Below are 19,176 nucleotides of genomic sequence, written 5' to 3' on the forward strand. Positions count from 1 at the left end.
CCTCCTCGTGCACGATGTGGGCGCGGCCGACGAAAGGGGTTTCGGCGTCGCGTTCTTAACGGTAGCGCTAACAGTTACCGGAAACAATGATCACTTTCCGAAACGGTTTTCCGCCCTCGCGGACTCCTCCCGTGGCACGCTGGACCAATGCGCATCGCTCTCACCGGCTCCACCGGAAAGCTCGGAACCGTCGTCGCCCGCGAACTCCGGGAGGCCGGGTACGACGTCGTCGGCATGGACCTCGTCGGCACCCGCGGCCCATCCTTCGTCCAGGTCGACCTCACCGACTACGGCCAGGTGATCGACGCCTTCGGCGGCGTCGGCGACCGCCACGACGGCATCGACGCGGTCGTGCATCTCGGCGCGATCCCCGCCCCCGGCATCCGGAGCGACATCGCCACGTTCCACAACAACATGGCTGCGACGTTCAACGTCTTCTGGGCCGCGGTGCGACTCGGCATCCGCCGGATCGTCTACGCATCCAGCGAGACCGTGCAGGGCCTGCCGTTCGACGCGCCCCCGCCCTACATCCCCGTCGACGAGGCGTACCCGCCGCGACCCGAGTCGGTGTACTCGCTCGTCAAGACGCTCGAGGAGCAGCTCGCCGTCGAACTCGTGCGGTGGCATCCCGACCTGTCGATCACGGCGCTGCGGTTCTCGAACGTCATGGTGCCCGAGGACTACGCGCAGTTCCCGTCCTTCGACGACGACGCGCGGCTGCGCAAATGGAACCTCTGGGGCTACATCGATGCCCGCGACGGCGCGCAGGCCGTGCAGCGCGCGCTCGAGGTCGCACCGGCGGGCTTCGACCAGTTCCTCATCGCCGCCGCCGACACCGTCATGACACGGCCGAACGCGGAGCTCATCGCCGAGGTCTTCCCGACCGTGCCGGTGACCGCCGACGCGGGTGAGCACGGGACGCTCCTGTCGATCGACAAGGCCAGAAGGCTGCTCGGCTACGAGCCCCGCCACTCGTGGCGCGATCACGTGGGCTGAGCCCGACCCGCACGCGACACACTCCCCGCGTGATCAGCGGCGGGGGATCGTCGATCCGCGGATGACGAGACGGACCGGGGAGTGGTGCTCGCCGCTTCCGATGTCGACGCCGTCGATCGCGTCGAAGACGCGCTGGGCGGCGAGCCTGCCCAGCATCTGCAGGTTCGCGTCGATGCTCGTGAGCTCCGGCCGCGAGTTCGTCGCGAGGACCTCCCAGTTGTCGTACCCGATCACCGCCAGGTCGTCGGGAACGCGGCGGCCGAGATCCCGGGCCGTGTCGAGCACGCCGCGGGCGATCTGGTCGGAGCCGCAGAAGATCGCATCGACATCGGGGTGCTGCCCCAGCAGCATGGCCGCGGCATCCCGCCCCCAGTGCTCGCTCCATTCCGAGAACATCGGCTCGCCGACCAGCGACAGCCCGGCCCCCTCGAGGCCGGCGCGGGCGCCGGCCAGACGGTCCTGCGCCGCGGCATAGGAAGGATCGCCGGTGATGTGGGCGATGCGCGTCCGGCCGCAGGCGAGCAGGTGCTCGACCGCCAGCCGGCCGCCGGAGTAGTTGTCGGGCGTGAGCGACAGATCGCGGGGGTCGTCGGACGGCGCGTAGGCGTAGACGACGGGCACCGGCAGGCTCTGACCCAGTGACGGCCGGGGGTCGGTGGCGCGGCCGACGACGATGATCCCGTCGACGCGGCGACTGAGCAGCGCCTTGAGGTGATGCTGTTCGCGGATGGCGTCGCCGCGGGCGTCGCAGAGGAAGACGTTGATCTGCCCGGCACCGAAAGCATCTTCTGCCCCCATGAGGATCGGGATCATGAAACGGCCCTCGAGATCGCTCGTCAGCAGCCCCACTGTTCCGGTGCGCCCGGCCAGCAGCCCCTTCGCCATCGCGTTCGGCGTGAACGAGAGCTCGTCCGCCGCCTGCACGACGCGCTGACGCGTCGCCACGGCGACATCGTCGCGGTTGTTGAGCGCCTTGGACGCTGTCGCAATGGACACACCCGCACGTTTCGCCACGTCGCTCAACGTCGCGGCCCGCGACCCGCTCTCGTTCGATGTCACATCGCCCCCTGGTTGCGGAAAGGTTATCGGACTGGCCACTTGACCACCCAGCGGAACACACGATACCTTGCCGAAAGGGATTTCGTAGATTTCGAATCTCACGACCCACCAGGACAGCGGTGCCGGCCCCGGAGCCGGCGTCATCCGCTCGATGAAGAGCTAGAGGAGACAGTTGCATGTTCACTACCCGACGTCGTGCCGCACTGCGTGCAGCCACGGCTTTCGTGGCCGCGGGGGCGCTCATCGGCGGTCTCACCGCCTGCGCCGGCGGCAGCGATACGCCGACCCCCGCCGAGTCGATCCCCGCCGACGGCGTCGATGACGGATCGACCCTGACTCTCTGGACGCGCGCACCCATGGAGCGCCAGGCCAACCTCCTCGTGGACGCCTACAACGCCTCCCACGAGAATCAGGTCGAACTCACGGTCGTTCCCAACGACGACTACGTGGCGAAGGTCGGCGCAGCCGCCGGCTCGGACGGGCTTCCCGATCTGTTCGCCGCCGACATCGTGTACGTCCCGAACTGGGTCGAGCAGGGCCTGTTCCAGGACATCACTTCGCAGATCGACGGCCTCGACTACAAGGACTCCATCAACGCGGGCCACCTCTCGGCAGGCACCTACGAGGGCCAGGAGCACATCCTCCCGTTCGTGCTGGACCTCTCGATGCTCTTCTGGAACAAGGAGCTCTTCGCCGAGGCGGGCCTGGACCCCGAGGCTGCCCCCGCGACGCTCGCGGAGTTCGCCGACGCCGCCAAGGCGGTGCAGGCGCTGAACAAGCCCGACACCTACGGCACCGCGGCCGGCCTCAACTGCGGCGGATGCCTCGTCTTCACGTGGTTCCCCTCGATCTGGGCCTCGGGCGACCAGGTCATGAACGAGGCGGGCACCGAGTCTCTTCTCGCCAGCGACACCGCCAAAGAGGTCTACTCGACGTGGAAGGACCTCGTCGACGAGGGCGCCGTGCTGCCGGGTTCGGCCGAAGAGACCGGCCCGACCTGGACCGCGGCCTTCAGCGAGGGCAAGGTCGGCGTGATGCCGTTCCCGGCAACGCTGCTCTCCTCGCTCGAGTTCGACGCGGGCGTCGCGGGTCTGCCCGGTGTCGATGCCGGCGCCTCGACGTTCGTCGGCGGCGACGGCATCGGCATCTCGAAGGACTCGGAGCTCTCACCCCAGGCCTGGAACTTCCTGCAGTGGATGATGTCGGAGGAGGCACAGGTCGGCGTGCTGGCCAAGGACGACAACGCCGTATCGCGCTCCGACCTCGCCGACAACGAGTACGCCGCACAGGACCCGCGTCTCGTGACGATCAACGAGGTCGCCGGCATGGGCGACACCCCCGTCGCGCTCCAGTTCCAGCAGGCGTTCAACGCGCCGGGGAGCCCGTGGATGACGCTCGTGCGAAACGCGGTGCTCGGCAGCGACGACTCCGTCGACGCCGACAACGACGAGATCACCGCGGTCCTCAGCCAGTAGGACCGGACCCACAGCGGGGCGGTCGCCCGTCGGCGACCGCCCCGTCTCGTCTCCGAAACTTCTCAGAAAGGCAGCGAAATGGCCGTCAGCGCTCTCGCGAACACCCGCGTGCGAAACAGACGCCCGCGCAGCCGCTCCGCCCTCGGCGGTCCGGTGCAGGGCTGGCTCTACGCCGCCCCCACCGCGATCTTCGTGATCCTTCTCTTCCTGGTGCCACTGGGCCTGGTCTTCCAGATGTCGGCGAGCGACTGGCCCCTGATGACCGGCAACCAGGGCCCCAACCTGCCCGAGAACTACGTGGACGCCGTCAATCTGCGTCTGTTCTGGGAGTCGATCCGCTTCACGCTGCTGTACACCGCCCTCACCACCGTCATCCTCATCGGGCTCGGGCTGGGCCTCGCGCTCCTCGTGCAGGAGTCGACCCGGTGGAAGGGTTTCCTCCGCACCGCCTTCCTCGTGCCCAGCGCGCTGGGCCTGGCTTCGGCATCCCTCCTCTTCTACGTGCTCTACTCGCCGATCGCCGGCCCCTTCGCGGATCTCATGGCGTCGTGGGGCATCACGTTCCTGGGCACGCCCGAGGGCGCGCTGTGGTCGACCATCTTCCTCATCGTGTGGCGCTACGCCGGCTTCTACATGCTGCTCATGCTCGTGGGGCTGCAAGGCATCCCCGACGACGTCTACGAGGCCGCGCGCATCGACGGCGCCTCGCGCTGGCAGACGTTCCGCGACATCACCGTTCCGCTGCTGCGACCCACCTTCGCGCTCACCACGATCATGTGCGTCACCGGGTCGCTGCTCGCGTTCGAGCAGTTCTACATCCTCACCAAGGGCGGCCCCGACAACAGCACGATGACCGTCGTGCAGCTGATCTACAACGTCGCCTTCCAGGGCCAGAACAACCTGGGCATCGCCGCGGCGCTGTCCGTGCTGGTGCTCCTGGCCCTCATCATCATCAACGTCTTCCAACTGCGCGCGTTCCGCCGCCCGGACGAGAGCTGACGCCATGACCGAGACACTGACCCGAAACATCGTGGCCCCCAAGGCGCGCCACACCAGACCCCGCCACGGCCGGAGCACTGCCGCGCGCATCGCGTACGGCATCCCCTACTGGGTCTTCACCGCGGCGCTCGCGGTCATCTTCCTCTATCCGCTGATCTGGACAGGGGTCTCCTCCTTCCAGCCGCTCGCGGGCACGAGCCAGACCGACGGCTGGGGCTTCGGCAACTATCTGGCCCTCGCCGACTATCAGGCCGGCATCTGGGTGTATCTCGGCAACTCGCTCATCGTGTCGGGACTCACCGTCGCGCTGACCCTGTTCATCTCGCTGCTGGGCGGCTACGCGTTCGCACGCTTCTCGTTCCCGGGAAAGAACGTGCTGTTCCTGGTCACCCTCGCGATCCTGATGGTGCCGTACGCGACACTGCTGATCCCGCTGTACGTCATCCTCAACGAAGTCGGACTGCAGAACTCCCTGGTCGGCGTGGCCCTGGTGATCACGATGTTCCAGCTGCCGTTCTCGATGTTCATGATGCGCATCTCGTTCGAGTCGATCCCCCGCGAGATGGACGAAGCCGCCCTGGTGGACGGGTGCTCGAGCTTCGGAGCGCTGTGGCGCGTGCTGCTGCCGGCGGTCAAGCCCGGGCTCGTCACGGTCGGGCTCTTCGCCTTCCTGACCGCCTGGAACGACTTCATGGCACCGCTCATCCTGATCAGCGACACGAACCGGATGACGCTGCCGCTCGCTGTCGCCAACCTTCGTGGCCAGGTGCAGGGCGTCGTGGACTACGGCGCGACGGAGGCGGGCGTCGTCGTGCTCGCCCTCCCGTGCATCGTGCTGTTCCTCATCCTCCAGAGGCACTACGTCCGCGGATTCATGTCGGGAGCGTTCAAGGGATGACAATGCACACCATCACCCCCGCGCCGCAGGCGCCTGTGGTTCCCACCCATGGCCGGCTCAGGCCCCTGGGCCTCGGCGACGTCCGCATCACCGGCGGATTCTGGGGCGAGCGCCAGAGCGTCAACGGCCGCGAGACGCTCGACCACGTCGGCTCGCGCCTCGAGTCCGAAGGCTGGCTGCCGAATTTCGACCTCGCCGTCAGCGGCGGTCTGCCCAGTGGGCGCCGGGGACGCGAGTTCTCGGACTCCGAGGTCTACAAGTACCTCGAGGCCCTCGCCTGGGAGATCGGACGCACCGACGACGGCGCACTCGAGCAGCGCTTCCTCGACGTGGCCGCGCGAGTGTCGGCCGTTCAAGAGGAGGACGGGTACCTCAACACGAGGTTCGGACGGCCCGGACAGGATCCGCGATGGTCCGATCTCGAATGGGGCCACGAGCTGTACTGCCTCGGGCATCTGTTCCAGGCGGCGGTCGCGCGCGAGCGCACCCGGCCCGGCTCCCCGGACGGCCTGCTCGGTGTCGCACGCCGCGCCGCAGACCTGGTGTGCGCCGAGTTCGGCGCCGACGGCAGGGTCGCGATCTGCGGGCACGCCGAGATCGAGGTCGGCCTGGCCGAGCTGTCGCGAGTGACGGGCGAGCGTCGCTACCTCATTCAGGCGCGTCTGTTCGTCGAGCGTCACGGGAGGGGAACCCTTCGCGACATCGAGTGGGGCCGCAAGTACTTCCAGGACGACGTGCCCGTGCGAGAGGCGAAGGTTCTGCGGGGTCACGCCGTGCGCGCGAACTATCTCGCGGCGGGCGCCGTGGATGTCGCGGTGGACGCCGGCGACAGCGAGCTGCTGAACGCTCTGCGCCGCCAGTGGGACCGCACCATCGCCCGGCGCACCTACGTCACCGGCGGTCAAGGGTCGCATCATCAGGACGAGGCGTTCGGCGACGACTGGGAGCTGCCGCCGGACCGGGCGTACTCCGAGACGTGCGCGGGCATCGGGTCGATCATGTTCTCGTGGCGACTCCTGCTCGCCGGCGCCGACCCGCGTCACGCCGATCTGATCGAGCGCACGCTGTACAACGTGCTCGCCACCTCGCCGGCGCCGGATGGACGCTCGTTCTACTATGCGAACACCCTGCATCAGCGTGTGCCGGGCATCCCCGCGGATCCTGCCGGCACCTCGCCACGCGCGTCATCGTCGTTGCGCGCTCCGTGGTTCGACGTCTCGTGCTGTCCGCCCAACGTGGCCCGCACTCTCGCGAGCCTGGACGCCTACATCGCGACCGCCGACTCCGACGGCGTACAGCTGCATCAGTACGCACCGGCCACCGTGCGCACGACGCTCGACGACGGGCGTCGGGTCGAATTCGACGTGGACACGGCCTACCCGGCGGACGGCCGCGTGATCGTGACGCACACCACGGATGCCGCAGCGCCATGGACCCTCACGCTCCGCGTGCCGTCGTGGGCGACCGGCGCGACCCTGCGCATCGTCACGGCCGACTTCGTCCAGCAGCGACCGGTGGAGCCCGGCGTGGTGGAGATCCGCCACTCGTTCCGCGTCGGCGATGTCGTGCAGCTCGATCTGCCGATGGCTCCGCGCGTGTCGACCCCCGACGATCGGATCGACGCCGTGCGCGGCTGCGTCGCCATCGAGCGCGGCCCCGAGGTGCTCGCGCTCGAGTCGGTCGATCTCGCTGCGGCGGGGATCGACGACGTCGGACAGGTCGCGATCGTCGCCGGCACCGAGCCCGTCGAGCGCGACGGACGCGTCTGGGTGACCTTGGCGCGTCTGCCGCTCGAGGACCGACGCTGGCCGTACGGCGCACCGGCACCCGAGACCGGCGCCGCACTCGCAGAAGTGGCCCTCGTTCCGTACCACGAGTGGGCCGAGCGGGGTCCGTCGACGATGCGCGTGTGGATCCCCGAGACGCCCTGACGCGCACCCACTCGAAGGACATGGCCTCCCGGCATCCCCGGGAGGCCATCCTCGTCTCCGGCCCGTTCGCCTCCCCGTTCGCCGACCCCGTCCCCCTCCCGATCCGCGTGCGGCTCGGGAGGGCGCGAACGCGTTCGTGCCCGGGGCGATCCTCCGCCCCGGGCACGAACGCCTTGCAGGTCAGCAGGTGAGCGCGTCGTACTCGACGCTGTCCTCCTGCGTCACGGTCTGCCCATCGACGACGCCGGTCACCACGGCACCCACCTCGCCGGGTGGCACCGTCGCCTGGCGCGTCGAGAAGGCCTGGCTGCTGCGCTTGCCGGGCGCGAGGTCCGCGACCGTCTTCGCGCCGTACGGCGACTGCAGCACGACGGTCACGGGGACGTCGCTGCCGTTGGCCGCCACCACCACGAGCGTCGCCTTGCCCGCCACGCATCGGCCGGCGACCGTGACGTCGACGTCCAGCGTCGGCGCGGCCGCCTCGGCGGCCCACGCCTCGAACTCCAGGATGCCGCTCGATCCACCACCGCTCGCCGCGCCCCACGCCTGCATGACCGCGCGCAGCTTCGTGGTGGTGACCGCAGCGAACCCGACCTCGTTGATGGCGGTCGATGACCGCCCGTAGGCGCCGGCGGCCGCGACATCCAGCCACTGCCCGTCGGCCAGGTTCATGTACTGCAGCTTCCACTCCCGCGGCGGGATCATTCCCGCATTCGATGCGTCGGTCGAGTCGCGGAAGAACAGCACGCCGGCGCGGTCGATCGTGACCACCCGGTCCCATTCCAGCTGCACCCACTGCTCGCCGATGTTGGGCCAGGTGCCCCACGAGGCCCCGGTGAGAGCCCCGTCGTTCACCGCCGTCACCGAGTTCCACCCCGACGTGTACGACGCGGTGGGTGTCGCGATCGGGGCGATGTTGCCCTCGAGCGGCGCGTCCGGCGACAGCGGAACGGTCACGGTCGACAGCGCCGAGACGTTGCCCGCGGCATCCTTCGACCGCAGGTATACGACGTGACGCTGATCGTCGACGCCGAACGCCGCGCTGTAGGCCTGCCACCCCGTCGGCGCATCGATCGCGTACTCGATGCCCGCGACGCCCGATCCCGCATCCGCGGCCGTCGCGCTCACGGTGCGCGACGCGATGTCGAGAGTCCCCGTGACGCTGGGCCTCGTCGCGTCGATGCGGACGGCGAGCGATGCCTCCTCCGACGTGTTGCCGCCGGCGTCGGTCGCCCGTGCCTTCACTGTGTGCTGGCCGTCTCCCGAGACGGTGGCGTCGGCCGAACGGACGTTCTCCGCGACCTGCCACGCTCCCCCGTCCACCGCGAGCTCGATACGGGTGCGCACGTCGCGGTCATCGGTCGCCGTCGCCCGCACGGTCACCGTCGAGAGGTGCCAGCCGTTGGCGCCTTCGACACCCGTGGCCGCGAGCGACACTTCGGGCGCCGCGGCGTCGAGCGTCTCGCCGAAGACCTCGAGCTCGCCGAGACCGACACCCGCGTGGCCGTCGCCGTCGGACTGCGCGGTCAGCACCACACGGATCCCCGTGGTCGTCACCGGATCGAAGGTCGCCGCATTCGGAGTGCCGGAGTCGGTCGGGTAGCCGTCCGCACCCGTCACATCCCGCCACTCGTCATCGACGAGGACCTGAACGCTCCACGCCTGCGCAACCGCGACACCGTCGCCGGCATCCGGCCCGGATCCGTCGCTCCAGAAGTGCGCGGTGACGCCGTCTACGCGAACGGGTTCGGCCCACGTGTAGCCCGCCCAGCGGGCCGCGGCGTCGCCGCCCGCAGTCGTCCACACCGGATGCTCGGCACCCGTGTAGGCGATCACGGTGTCATTTAGCGCGTCGACCGTCGAGCCGCCCGCGGTCGCCTCGGCGGCCGGGGCGCCGGTGGGTGCGAGGTTCGTCCGCCAGGGCGACTGACCGAGGACAGCGACGGTCGCCGTCACACGTCCCGCGGCATAGCCTTCGACGAAGCCGCCGACGGTGAACTCGCCGGCGGCGGCGAGATCGGCCGGATCGACCGCATCCCACCGGACCGGTGCCGCGACGGCGTCGGCGCCGTACTGCAGCGACACCGTCTCGGGGAGTTCGGGGGGTGTGCCGACGACCGTCTGGACGGCGACGGGCTCGACGCTGTCGGGCTGCGCGGCGTGCACCTCCCACTCCTCGACGGCGAGCGCCGAGTACTGCGGCGGGGTGGCCGAGTTGGGCGCAGCGTTGAGCACGGCGCGCAGGCGCGAGGTCGTGACCGCGCCGAACGTCACCTGGTGCACGGCGGTGGTGGTCGTCGGGTAGCCGCTCGGGTTCGGGACGTCCTTCCACTCACCGGCGTCCCAGAACTGCAGCACCCACGACGACGGGTCCGAGACGCCGTTGCCGGTGCCGGGAGCGGCGTCGCGCCAGAACTTGATGCGGGCGCGATCCACGCGCACCGGGGCATCCCAGTCGTACTGGATCCACTGCTGCGCGGGCCGCGTGCCGGTCCAGCTGCCCCACATGTCCGGCGGCAGCGGGTTGGGCCGGATGAGCTCGTCGTTGAGGGATCTGATCCAGTACTGCGTCGGGATCGGCTCGTTCGAAGCGGATGCCGTGGCCCACGGGGCGACGTTGGACCGAGGCGTCAGATCCACGCTGCGCTCCGGCGTCGTCACGACGGGCAGGATGCGCGCGGGGGTCTGGGCGTCGTCCCACTCGACCTTGTCGATGGCGACCGAGCGGCGGAAGTGGTTGCCGCCCACCGCGTCAGCGGTGTGATAGGCCATGTACCACTCGCCCTGGAACTCCGCGATCGCCGGGTGGCTCGTCGTCGACGACACCGGGGCGAGGATGCGCCCGCGATACGTCCACGGCCCGAGCGGGCTCGTCGCCGTCGAGTACGCGATGCACGCGTGGTAATTCGCAGGGGTGCAGGTGCTCGTCGGCCCCGCATTGTTCGCGGCGTACGCGAGGTAGTAGGTGTCGTTGCGCTCGAACAGCCACGCGGCCTCGAAGAAGCCCGTCACGCCGCCGGAGACGCTGGTCGGCGAACCGATCCGGGTCTTCATGTCGGTCTGGAGCTCGGTAGCCATGAGACGGCCGAAACTGCCCCAGTACATCCACACGCGGCCGTCGTCGACGAGCACCGTCGGGTCGATGTTGTGGGCGTCGTTGCCGAGGATCGTCTGCGAGACGATCGGTCCGCCGGCGTGATCCGTCCAGGGTCCCAGCGGAGTGTCGGAGACCGCGACGCCGATGCCGAACTTGTCGGGAGCGGTGCTCGCCGCCTCGTTCACCGGCACGTACCAGTAGAAGCGCCCGTCGATGCCCTTCACGACCTGACCCGCATAGGCGCGCCCCGGGGTCGCCCAGTCGAACACGGTCTCGGGCCGCATGAGAGAGGGGTGGTGCTGCCACGCGCCGCCGTCGGCATCCGTCGTCGAGAAGGCCTGCCACTCGTTCATGATGAAGTCGTTCGTGGTGGTGCCGGCCTCATCGCGCCCGGCATGGATGTACAGCGTTTCGCCGTCGGCCAGCAGCGACGGGTCGGCGGAGTACACACTGCCGTCGCCGATGATGGGGTTCTCGGTCGCCGCCATCGCGGGCGCCTGCGCCAGCGAGGCGAGCAGAATGCCCACCGCGGCAGCGGCGATGCCGGATCTCAGGGTGCTCGGTTTCCAGACCACGTTGTCTCCTCATCGGGGGTGCCGCCTCGACGGGCGGCAGGATCGGTGGATCGGGTGCGGAGGCGGCGACGGATGACCGTCGCCGCCTCCGGCCTGCGGATCAGCCGCAGGACTTCGCCGCGTAGGACGCGTCCACCGTCTTGGTGGAGCCGTCCGCGGCGGTGGCGGTCACCGACACGTCGCCGGCTACGACCGACGTGGCGCGGACCGCGAAGGCCTGGCTCGTCGACTTGCCTGCTTCGACGCCCGTGACCTGCTTCGTGCCGTATTCCGATGCCAGCGCGAGCGTGACAGGACCGTCGTGCTCGTTGGTCGCCTTCACGACCAGCTGGATCTTGCCGGCGACGCAGCGCGTGTCGACCGTCGCCGAGACGTTCGGCCCCGGCGCGACCCCGTCGCCGACCGTCAGTGTCAGCGTCGTCGACGTGGTGCCGGCGGTGCTGACGTACGACGGAAGCACGAGGTTCCCGGTGATCGTGTACACGCCGGGCACGTCGACGATCGATTCGTCGAAGTCCCACTCGACGCCGATCGCGCGGTTGTCCCGCGAACCGTCGTTGTACGACACCGCGACCCGCTCCGGCAGCCACGGCAGCTCGCCGACCTCGACGGCCTGCTCGAACTGCTGCGCTCCCTGGATCGAGATCCCGCCCTGCGAGTTCTCGGGCCGGACGTAGATCTGCGCCTCGGCGATGAGACCGTACGCGGTGTTCGTGCCATAGACGACGAACGGCTCCACGTTGGTCTCAGCCACCTGTTCGGCCGTGATCTCCTGCCAGACGAACGGCACGCTGCCTCGTGAGCCGCTCGCGAACACGACGTCCAGCTCGGCCGGCAGCTCCGGGATCTCGCCGACGACGGTCCGGATGACCACGGGGGCATCGAGCCCCTCGACCGTCTCGCCGTTCACACGCCACCGGAGAACTCCGGTTCCGGCGCCGCTTCCCTGCACACCGGTGATGCGGATGCGCAGCTGGCTGGCTTCGACCGGCTCGAACTCGAGGCGGTTGTACGCGTTGCGGGTGAGCGCCGCCGCATACGTCGAGCCGTTCGTGAGGGTGACCGGCGTCCAGGTGGTGCCATCGTTGGAGTACTCGATGACATAGGTGTCGGCGCGCGGAGCCCGCGTGCCGCCGTTGTCGTCGTACCAGTAGATCTCCGTCGATCCCACGCGCACCGGCGACTGCCAGGTGTAGCGCAGCCACGCGGCGCTGGCCGGCGAGGTGCCGCTGGCCGCCTGACCCCACGTCCCCCAGCCGTTGCCCGAGCCAGGCGCGGAACTGGCCGGCGTGGTCGCCTCGTTGACGCGGTTCTGGTTCTCCCAGGACGCGCTGCCGCTCGAGGTGATGGCCGCCACGGCGCCGTACTCCTCGGACGTGGCCTTCTCGGTCAGATCGACCTGCACATCGCGCTGCGACGTGAGCTCGCCGTCACTCGCCTCGAGACGGAAGACGTACGCTCCCGCCACGGTGCCCGTCACGGCGGTGCGCAGCGCCTCGTCGTCGGCGAAGATGACGCCGGCGCCCTCGGGTGCCGACACCGTCGACCAGCGGTGACTCAGCGACCCCGTCTCCGGGATGCCGTCGTCGCTCACGGTGCCCACGAGCGTCGTCGACAGGTTGCCGTCGCTGCTGCGGTCGGCCGTGGCGGTGACGATCGGCGCGTCGTTCACGACCGCCGGCACCTCGCGACCCGAGTCGAAGACCTGGATCTCGGAGATGGCCGTGTAGTACGACGGTGTGTTCGTGAACGCCACGCGGACCTTGCTCGCGGTGACGGGCTCGAACAGCGCCTCGTTGAACTTCGGGCCGGGGATCTTCGGAGCCTTGAACGCATCGGGCATGCTGACCCACTCGCCGGCGCCGTTCTGCACCTGGATCGAATAGCCCTGCGGCTCGCGGTATCCACCCGCCTGCCGGTCGCTGACGAACCACAGCTTGACGTTGTCGAACCGCCGCGGCGTGCCGAAGTCGATGTCGATGTAGCCGTTCGCCTCGGTCGTGCCGTAGTTGCCCCAGTAGGGCTCGTTCACGGTGGTCCCGTCGGTCACCGCATTCAGCGAGACCGGACGCTCGGTCTCCTTGATGGCACCCGGCGTGTAGTTCATCGAGCCGGTCCCCCAGCCGGGGGTGTGGAAGTTGCGCCACGGCGTCGGACGCACACCCTGCTGCGTGTACGACGACGCGAGCGCGGCGTCGGCCGCCAGGTTGCCGGCATCCTCCTCGAGGTCGATGCCCGCCGTCTTCAGGTACGACACGACGCGAGCATCGTCGATCGGAGTGTCGACGGCGCTGGGCACGTCGGCACCCTCCTCCGACACGACATCCACGTTCAGGCCCTCGTCCGACTCCACGACCTCGTTGGCGGCGGGGTCGTAGACGAACCGGCCGAGAGCGTCGGCGGTCGCCTTGCGCTCACCGTCGATGAACAGGCTGTACCCGGCGCCCAGACCGTACTCCGAGCCGTCCTCGTCCCAGACGATCGTGAGGTCCTTGCCGTGATAGCGGAGGTTGTTGACCATGAAGTTCTCGTAGCCGAGGTCGATCGGCCACAGCTCGATCTTGTCGTCCGCGCGAGGACGGATGCCGCCCATGTCCTCCACGTAGATGTAGTTCATGTTGCCGAGCATCACGTGGTTGGGGTTGTTGCGGTTGTAGGTCTTGGCCGCCTGGTTCCAGTTCGAGTAGTACTCGGCCTGGTTGGCCACGCGCGCGTCACCGTTCGGGTAGATGCTCCACGCCATCCAGTCCAGAAGCCGCGCCGCGTACTCGGGAGTGATGTACTTCTGCTCCGGGTCGTAGTCGCGAAGCGCTGCCCGCACCGCGCGGTACTGGACGGTGAAGTTGATGTTCGAGAAGTTGTTGGACCCTCCGATTCCGAACTTCGCCCGGTCGTACTGGTTGGCGGTGTAGAACGGGAAGATCGGGAAGTTGTCGCCGTACCGCAGGAACCGGTAGCCGTCGACATACGTCTCGGCGTCCTCCTTCGGGATGAGACCCTCCGCGTAGATGTCGTAGAGGTTGGACTCCTTCGCGGGGATGAGGTCCCGCTCGGCCGCGCTCAGCGGGTTGGTGCCGGTACCCGAGGAGGGCGCCGACTGAGCCCCGTGCGACGTCCCGGCGAGGAACATCCGCGTCTCGCCGCTCCAGAGCCGGTCCAGGACCGCGGTCTGGATCTGGTCGGCGGTGGTGGCCATCTCGTCCACCTTCGCCTCGTCGGCCCCGGCCTGCGCGTAGAGCTGGCGGGCGGCGTCGAAGGCGCCCCACACGTACGCCGACTCGGGACGCTCGATCGTGCGTGCACCGGGAGCCGATGCGTTCGAGCGCGGATAGCCGAAGGTGATCGCGTCCGAGTCGTTGCCCGGCATGTAGTTGGTGTCGTACGCGATCAGCATGTCGTCGTTGCCGTCGTAGTGCTCGAGCTGACCCTTGCCGTCGCCCTCGAAGTAGGTGGCGAACCGCTCGGCGATCTCGGGTCCGCCGCCGTAGACGTTGTAGGCCTCCAGGCCCGCGGTCCCCATGTACTGCGAGTAGTGGTTGTTCCAGCTCGTGTGTCCGGGGCTGTCGAGGAACGCCGACGATCCCGACAACTCTCCGACGTTGAGGATCTGCCCGTATGCGAGATAGGGATTGCGGATCCACTTGGTGTCCTGCAGATGCATCGGCTGCGTCAGCACGACCGAGTTCTGGTAGAGGTTCACCCCCTCGATCGTGGTGGGGTACTGGTACACGTAGCCCGACTCGTTGGTGTCGAGCGAGTTGTAGCGCTCTCCCCACCAGCGGTAGACGAGCGCCTTCTCGATCGCGGCATCCGGCACGTCGATGTAGGGGATGTCCTGCGCCCAGCGCTGGTTGAACTCGGTGACGCCTTCGCGGAAGGCATCGGCCGGCGTCCGCGCGGCATAGGCGCGGGCCTGCTCGAGACCGGCGGGCATGTCGTCGCTGTAGAGCGCTCCGATGACCGAGAGCTCGACGGTGCCCCCGGCGGCAACGGTGATCTCTCGATCGAGGTTCGAGCCGGATCGCACGAATCCGGGCGCCTTCAGCGCGATGTCGACCTCTGCCCAGGGCGTGTCGTTGAGACCGTTGTTGGAGCCGCTCGTGATCGTGCGCGTGCCGATGAGCTCATCGCCCTCGTCACCGGCGCCCGTGGCGAGCGGCGACGAGGTGCGCACGGTGAACGTCTGCGCGGTGGCACCGGGGTTCTCGAACGCGACCGTGGTCACGGCGACGTTGTCGTAGGTGATGAACTTGCGCATGTCGGCGACGACGCCGGTGGTGCCGATCGTGTAGCGCGACGAGGCATGGCTGGGCGCGTTGAAGCGCTCGGCACCCACTTCGGCGATGGTCTGGCCGGGCACGAACACCGAGTAGAGCGATCCGAGGTTGTTCGGGCCGCCGGTGAAGGCGGACCCCGCGAAACCCATGACGTTCCACGAGCTCCCCCCGCGCAGGTACAGCGAGCGACCGCGCGTCTGCAGGACGGTGTTGTTGGCGGTTCCCGCCACCCCGAGGATGCGGTCGAGGTAGTAGTCCGTCCCGCCCGCGGCAAGATCCTTCTGGAAGATCGCGTCGTGCATGCTGTCGGCGGTCCAGTCGACACCGGGCAGGAGCTTCTGCTCCACCTCCGCCAGGTTCGTGTACGTCGGGTCGCCGATGTCCATCGAGTCGGTCTCGCCGTTCGTATAGACGCCGACGTCCGATTCGTTGCCGGGCACGGGAGCCCCGAACGCGCTCGTCGGCACGAACGCGAGCGTGGCCGCGGTCAGTGCGCATGCGGTCGCCGCAGCGACCGCCCTTTTCCTTCTCATAGGCGACATCGCCCATCCTCTCCATCGAGAAACGGATGACTCGGCGGCGCCGCTCACGGAGGGTCGGGGCGAGGCGAGTCGGCGCCAGTAAATCAGCGGACGACTCGGAACGCAATGGTTTTCGAAGTTTTCGTGATACCGGTAACGCTCCGCGACGGCGGGGCGCGCTCCCCCAAGGGCAACGGCGGGTCAGGGATTCGGGTTCGTCGCCTTGCCGTCGAGCCAGAGCATGTTCGACGAATCCGCGTGCGTCGTTCCCGTGCCGACGTGCTTGTCGCTGATCTGCGGCCCCTTCGTGATCACATGGACCATCGCCATGGCGTGGCCCCGCCCGAGTCCGTAGTCGGCAGCGAGCCATTCGACGATGGGTGCGGCCTTGGTCTGCTCGTCGAAACCCTTCTCGTGGGCGAGGTCGACGATCTGGCGCGGCGTGAGGCCGGTCTTGGTCTCGACGGCGTCGAGGTATGCCTGGAACGACATGTGATGCTCCTTGCGCGATTCGTGTGTCTGCCCGATGCCCGGGGTTCGTTCAGGCACCGGCGGTAGACTAACGGGGCCCATCCTCGATGTGTATCTACCTGGCCGTGCGCGGACCAAGGCGACACGACCCGCCGCGATCCGCGGCTGACGCCAGGAGACATACATGCACACGACGATCGCCGATACGCGGCGCACCAGAGCGCCCAGCCTCATCCGCGAAGCAGGCCTCGGCTACTTCCCGATCGCGCTCGTCGCCCGTCTTCCCTTCGCGATGATGGTGGTCGGCATCCTGACCCTCGTCGTCTCGGCGCGCGGATCCCTCGCCCTCGCCGGCGTGACCTCGGCGATGACCGGCCTCGGCACGGCCCTCATCGGCCCCCTTCTCGGGGCCGCCGCCGACCGCTTCGGGCAGCGGCGCGTGCTGCTCGTCTCGGGCACGGTGAACAGCCTCATGCTGCTGGCGATCGCGTGGCTCGCGTTCGCGACGGTTCCGGATGCCGCACTGCTCGTCGTCGCGTTCCTCATCGGCGCGTCGATGCCGCAGGTGTCGCCGCTGTCGCGCAGCCGGCTCGTGGGCATCATCGGCCGCACCTACCCGGCCGACCGCCGCACCACCACGGTGAACGGGACGATGGCGTACGAGTCCGCGGCGGACGAGATCGTCTTCGTCTTCGGTCCGGTGATCGTGGGGCTGCTCGCGACCACCCTGAGTCCGGCGGCGCCGGTCATCGGCGCAGCCGTGCTCGCCCTGGTGTTCGTGAGCGCATTCGCGCTGCATCCGACCGCATCCGCCCCCGCCGCATCGTCCGCGTCGCCTGCGTCTCAGGCTCCTGCGCGCGAGCTCTTCCGGGCTCGGGTGATCGCACCGGTCGCGGGCGCCCTGGGCATGGGTCTGTTCTTCGGATCCATGCTCACCTCGCTCACCGCGTTCATGGCCGAGCGGGGCATTCCCGAGCAGGCGGGCCTGGTCTACGGTGCGATGGGCCTCGGTTCAGCGGCGCTGGCGCTCGGCGTCGCGCTCTTCCCCGCCCGCTTCACCCTCACCGCGCGCTGGCTGACGTTCGCGGCGGTGCTGGTCGGCGGCACGCTCGCGCTGCCGTTCGTCGACTCGGTCGGCGCGATCGCCGTGTGCCTGCTCGTCATCGGAGTCGGCATCGGCCCGACGCTCGTCTCTCAGTACAGCCTCGCGGCCGCGTTCAGCCCGAAGGGCCGCTCTGCGACGGTGATGACGATGCTGGGCTCGGCCGTCGTCGTCGGCCAGTCCGCGGCATCCGCCGTCACCGGTCTGGTCGCCGAATCCTCGGGAGCCGCGGCCGCGCTCATCGCGCCGGCCGTCGCGGCGTCCGTCGTGCTGGCTGCGGGAATCGCGAACGCGATCGCCTCGCGCCGCTGATCCGCCCGGTCTGCCCGCGCGTACGTGTCAGAGAGCAGCGATGCGCGTGGTGAGCTGTGCGACCGTGTCGGGCGGCAGCTGACCGGCCGCGAGCTTCAGCACCGCAGCGGCAGGCATGCCCTTCGCGAATCCGATCATCGGGTGATCCGGCAGTTCGGGGACGAGTTCGACGATGATGGCGCGCGCATCAGGGTCATCGAGCAGCCGGCCGAGCGTCGTGGTCTCGAGGTCGTACCTGCCGGCCATGGTGTCTCCTCCTGCACCGGCCCCGTCGACCGCGCTGGGGTCAAGGATGACAGACCTCACTGCGGTGCGCGACACTCCTCGGCGGCGCGGATCGCCGCAGGCGAGCAGCCGATCGGTGTCGCCGAGCACCCCGAGTCCGGTGCACTCCGCGACTCCTTCGAGCCGGTCAGGGCGAGACGCCCGCGACGAGGCGCCGGATCTCGGCCAGCGTCGTCTCGGACTGTGTGAGCAGAGCCTGCAGGTGCGCGTCGCGATCCGCGTCCGCGTCCGCTGCGGCGGGAGCGTCGGCGTCTGTGGTGGCGGGTGCGGCGGCAGGAGTGGTCCGGACGCCGGCCGAGCCGCCCTTCGCCGCCTGGCCCGAGGCGGCTGCCGCCGCGACCCCCTTGGCCACGGCCCCGGAGGCGGCTCCCGCCGCCACCCCCTTGGCGGCGGCATGCGACACGGCCGATGTGGTCGAGTCGCTCGCAGCGGGCGCGGCGACGGCGGTCGCGGCATCCGTCTCTTCGTCGGGTGCGTCGATCTTCTTGCCGGGACCGAGGAACAGGTTCGCGAGGTAGCCGGTGAACGTGCCGAAGATGCCGACGCCGACGATGATGATCATCGCGCCGACGAGCCGGCCGGCGTTGGTCACGGGGAACTGATCGCCGTAGCCGACGGTCGAGATCGTGACGATGGTGTACCAGAGCGCGTCGGAGGCGGACGTGATGTTCGCGCCTTCGGCATTCTCCTCGATCGCGAGGATCGTGATGCTGCCGTACTGGAGGACGAGCACGCCCATCAGAAGCAGCGTCATCAGCGCGCTGTTCGCGCGATCGTGGACGAGGGTCGTCCAGATCGTGCGCGGTCCGAGGTCGCGCATCAGCCGGTACACGCGCAGCAGCCGGAACAGGCGCAGGATCTTCAGCTGCGGGAATGGCAGGCTGGCCAGCAGATCCGCCCATCCGTAGCCGAGGAGGAAGTATCGCCATGCCGATGGCGCGGTGGAGATGCGGTAGATGAAATCGCCCAGGAAGATGAGGCTGAACAGGCCGTTCATCACCGACAGGATCATCTGCAGGGAGGGGTCGTCGACGAACGCGTAGACCATCACGAGGTTGGCGATCGACATGATCGACAGGATGCCGATGAAGATCTCGTAGGCGGTGTTCTTCAACTCCGCCCGGGCTGCCGCCCGTTCGCGTGCTCTGGCCATGGACGACTCCTCGGACTCGGGCCGC

General features: G+C 69.0%; 12 protein-coding genes. 6 read left to right on the forward strand and 6 right to left on the reverse strand.

Annotated elements, in window-relative coordinates:
* Window positions 1–147 precede the first annotated feature (147 nt).
* A complete protein-coding gene (locus KEC57_RS04680) occupies window positions 148–996 on the forward strand; it encodes an NAD-dependent epimerase/dehydratase family protein (protein ID WP_229383354.1) in 849 nt (282 codons plus the stop codon).
* 33 nt (window positions 997–1,029) lie between these two features.
* Here the strand turns inward: KEC57_RS04680 and KEC57_RS04685 are convergent, their stop codons facing one another.
* On the reverse strand, window positions 1,030–2,055 hold the full coding sequence (locus KEC57_RS04685; protein ID WP_229383355.1) for a LacI family DNA-binding transcriptional regulator: 1,026 nt from the start codon (window positions 2,053–2,055) through the stop codon (window positions 1,030–1,032).
* Window positions 2,056–2,231: 176 nt separating this feature from the next.
* Here KEC57_RS04685 and KEC57_RS04690 point away from each other — a divergent pair, with 176 nt between their 5' ends.
* The 4 genes from KEC57_RS04690 to KEC57_RS04705 all read left to right on the forward strand — a co-directional run bounded on the left by KEC57_RS04690 (window position 2,232) and on the right by KEC57_RS04705 (window position 7,358).
* The gene (locus KEC57_RS04690; RefSeq protein ID WP_229383356.1) at window positions 2,232–3,530 is read left to right on the forward strand and encodes an ABC transporter substrate-binding protein; all 1,299 of its coding nucleotides are present in this window, start codon (window positions 2,232–2,234) and stop codon (window positions 3,528–3,530) included.
* A 78-nt stretch (window positions 3,531–3,608) separates the two neighbouring features.
* Window positions 3,609–4,529: a carbohydrate ABC transporter permease gene (locus KEC57_RS04695; RefSeq protein WP_229383357.1), complete on the forward strand. Its 921-nt coding sequence runs from the start codon at window positions 3,609–3,611 to the stop codon at window positions 4,527–4,529.
* Between the two features lie 4 nt (window positions 4,530–4,533).
* Entirely contained in the window at window positions 4,534–5,427 is an 894-nt protein-coding gene (locus tag KEC57_RS04700) for a carbohydrate ABC transporter permease (protein WP_229383358.1), read from the forward strand.
* Window positions 5,424–7,358 carry a glycoside hydrolase family 127 protein gene (locus tag KEC57_RS04705; RefSeq protein ID WP_229383359.1) on the forward strand — a complete coding sequence of 645 codons (1,935 nt, stop codon included), beginning with the start codon at window positions 5,424–5,426 and terminating at the stop codon, window positions 7,356–7,358. Before KEC57_RS04700 ends, KEC57_RS04705 begins: the two co-directional genes overlap by 4 nt.
* Window positions 7,359–7,538: 180 nt before the next feature.
* Here KEC57_RS04705 and KEC57_RS04710 read toward each other — a convergent pair whose 3' ends face one another.
* The 3 genes from KEC57_RS04710 to KEC57_RS04720 all read right to left on the reverse strand — a co-directional run bounded on the left by KEC57_RS04710 (window position 7,539) and on the right by KEC57_RS04720 (window position 16,320).
* The gene (locus KEC57_RS04710) at window positions 7,539–11,030 is read right to left on the reverse strand and encodes a family 43 glycosylhydrolase (protein WP_229383360.1); all 3,492 of its coding nucleotides are present in this window, start codon (window positions 11,028–11,030) and stop codon (window positions 7,539–7,541) included.
* 100 nt (window positions 11,031–11,130) lie between these two features.
* Window positions 11,131–15,849, reverse strand: coding sequence for a discoidin domain-containing protein (locus KEC57_RS04715; protein WP_229383361.1), 4,719 nt, complete (start codon window positions 15,847–15,849; stop codon window positions 11,131–11,133).
* A gap of 180 nt (window positions 15,850–16,029) precedes the next feature.
* On the reverse strand, window positions 16,030–16,320 hold the full coding sequence (locus KEC57_RS04720) for a DUF4287 domain-containing protein (RefSeq protein ID WP_229383362.1): 291 nt from the start codon (window positions 16,318–16,320) through the stop codon (window positions 16,030–16,032).
* A gap of 163 nt (window positions 16,321–16,483) precedes the next feature.
* Between KEC57_RS04720 and KEC57_RS04725 the strand changes: the two genes are divergently transcribed.
* On the forward strand, window positions 16,484–17,713 hold the full coding sequence (locus tag KEC57_RS04725) for an MFS transporter (protein ID WP_229383363.1): 1,230 nt from the start codon (window positions 16,484–16,486) through the stop codon (window positions 17,711–17,713).
* Between the two features lie 27 nt (window positions 17,714–17,740).
* Here the strand turns inward: KEC57_RS04725 and KEC57_RS04730 are convergent, their stop codons facing one another.
* Window positions 17,741–17,959: a hypothetical protein gene (locus KEC57_RS04730; RefSeq protein WP_229383364.1), complete on the reverse strand. Its 219-nt coding sequence runs from the start codon at window positions 17,957–17,959 to the stop codon at window positions 17,741–17,743.
* A gap of 166 nt (window positions 17,960–18,125) precedes the next feature.
* Window positions 18,126–19,151 carry an ion transporter gene (locus KEC57_RS04735; RefSeq protein ID WP_229383365.1) on the reverse strand — a complete coding sequence of 342 codons (1,026 nt, stop codon included), beginning with the start codon at window positions 19,149–19,151 and terminating at the stop codon, window positions 18,126–18,128.
* Window positions 19,152–19,176: the final 25 nt, after the last annotated feature.

The sequence above is a fragment of the Microbacterium allomyrinae genome, from assembly GCF_020682705.1.
Taxonomy (GTDB): Bacteria; Actinomycetota; Actinomycetes; order Actinomycetales; family Microbacteriaceae; genus Microbacterium; species Microbacterium allomyrinae.

Excerpts from the sequence above, each read along its gene's own strand:
- KEC57_RS04680 (WP_229383354.1), top strand. The coding sequence starts at position 148 with ATGCGCATCGCTCTCACCGGCTCCACCGGAAAGCTCGGAACCGTCGTC.
- KEC57_RS04690 (WP_229383356.1), top strand. The coding sequence starts at position 2,232 with ATGTTCACTACCCGACGTCGTGCCGCACTGCGTGCAGCCACGGCTTTC.
- KEC57_RS04695 (WP_229383357.1), top strand. The coding sequence starts at position 3,609 with ATGGCCGTCAGCGCTCTCGCGAACACCCGCGTGCGAAACAGACGCCCG.
- KEC57_RS04700 (WP_229383358.1), top strand. The coding sequence starts at position 4,534 with ATGACCGAGACACTGACCCGAAACATCGTGGCCCCCAAGGCGCGCCAC.
- KEC57_RS04705 (WP_229383359.1), top strand. The coding sequence starts at position 5,424 with ATGACAATGCACACCATCACCCCCGCGCCGCAGGCGCCTGTGGTTCCC.
- KEC57_RS04715 (WP_229383361.1), bottom strand. The coding sequence starts at position 15,849 with ATGTCGCCTATGAGAAGGAAAAGGGCGGTCGCTGCGGCGACCGCATGC.
- KEC57_RS04720 (WP_229383362.1), bottom strand. The coding sequence starts at position 16,320 with ATGTCGTTCCAGGCATACCTCGACGCCGTCGAGACCAAGACCGGCCTC.
- KEC57_RS04725 (WP_229383363.1), top strand. The coding sequence starts at position 16,484 with ATGCACACGACGATCGCCGATACGCGGCGCACCAGAGCGCCCAGCCTC.
- KEC57_RS04730 (WP_229383364.1), bottom strand. The coding sequence starts at position 17,959 with ATGGCCGGCAGGTACGACCTCGAGACCACGACGCTCGGCCGGCTGCTC.
- KEC57_RS04735 (WP_229383365.1), bottom strand. The coding sequence starts at position 19,151 with ATGGCCAGAGCACGCGAACGGGCGGCAGCCCGGGCGGAGTTGAAGAAC.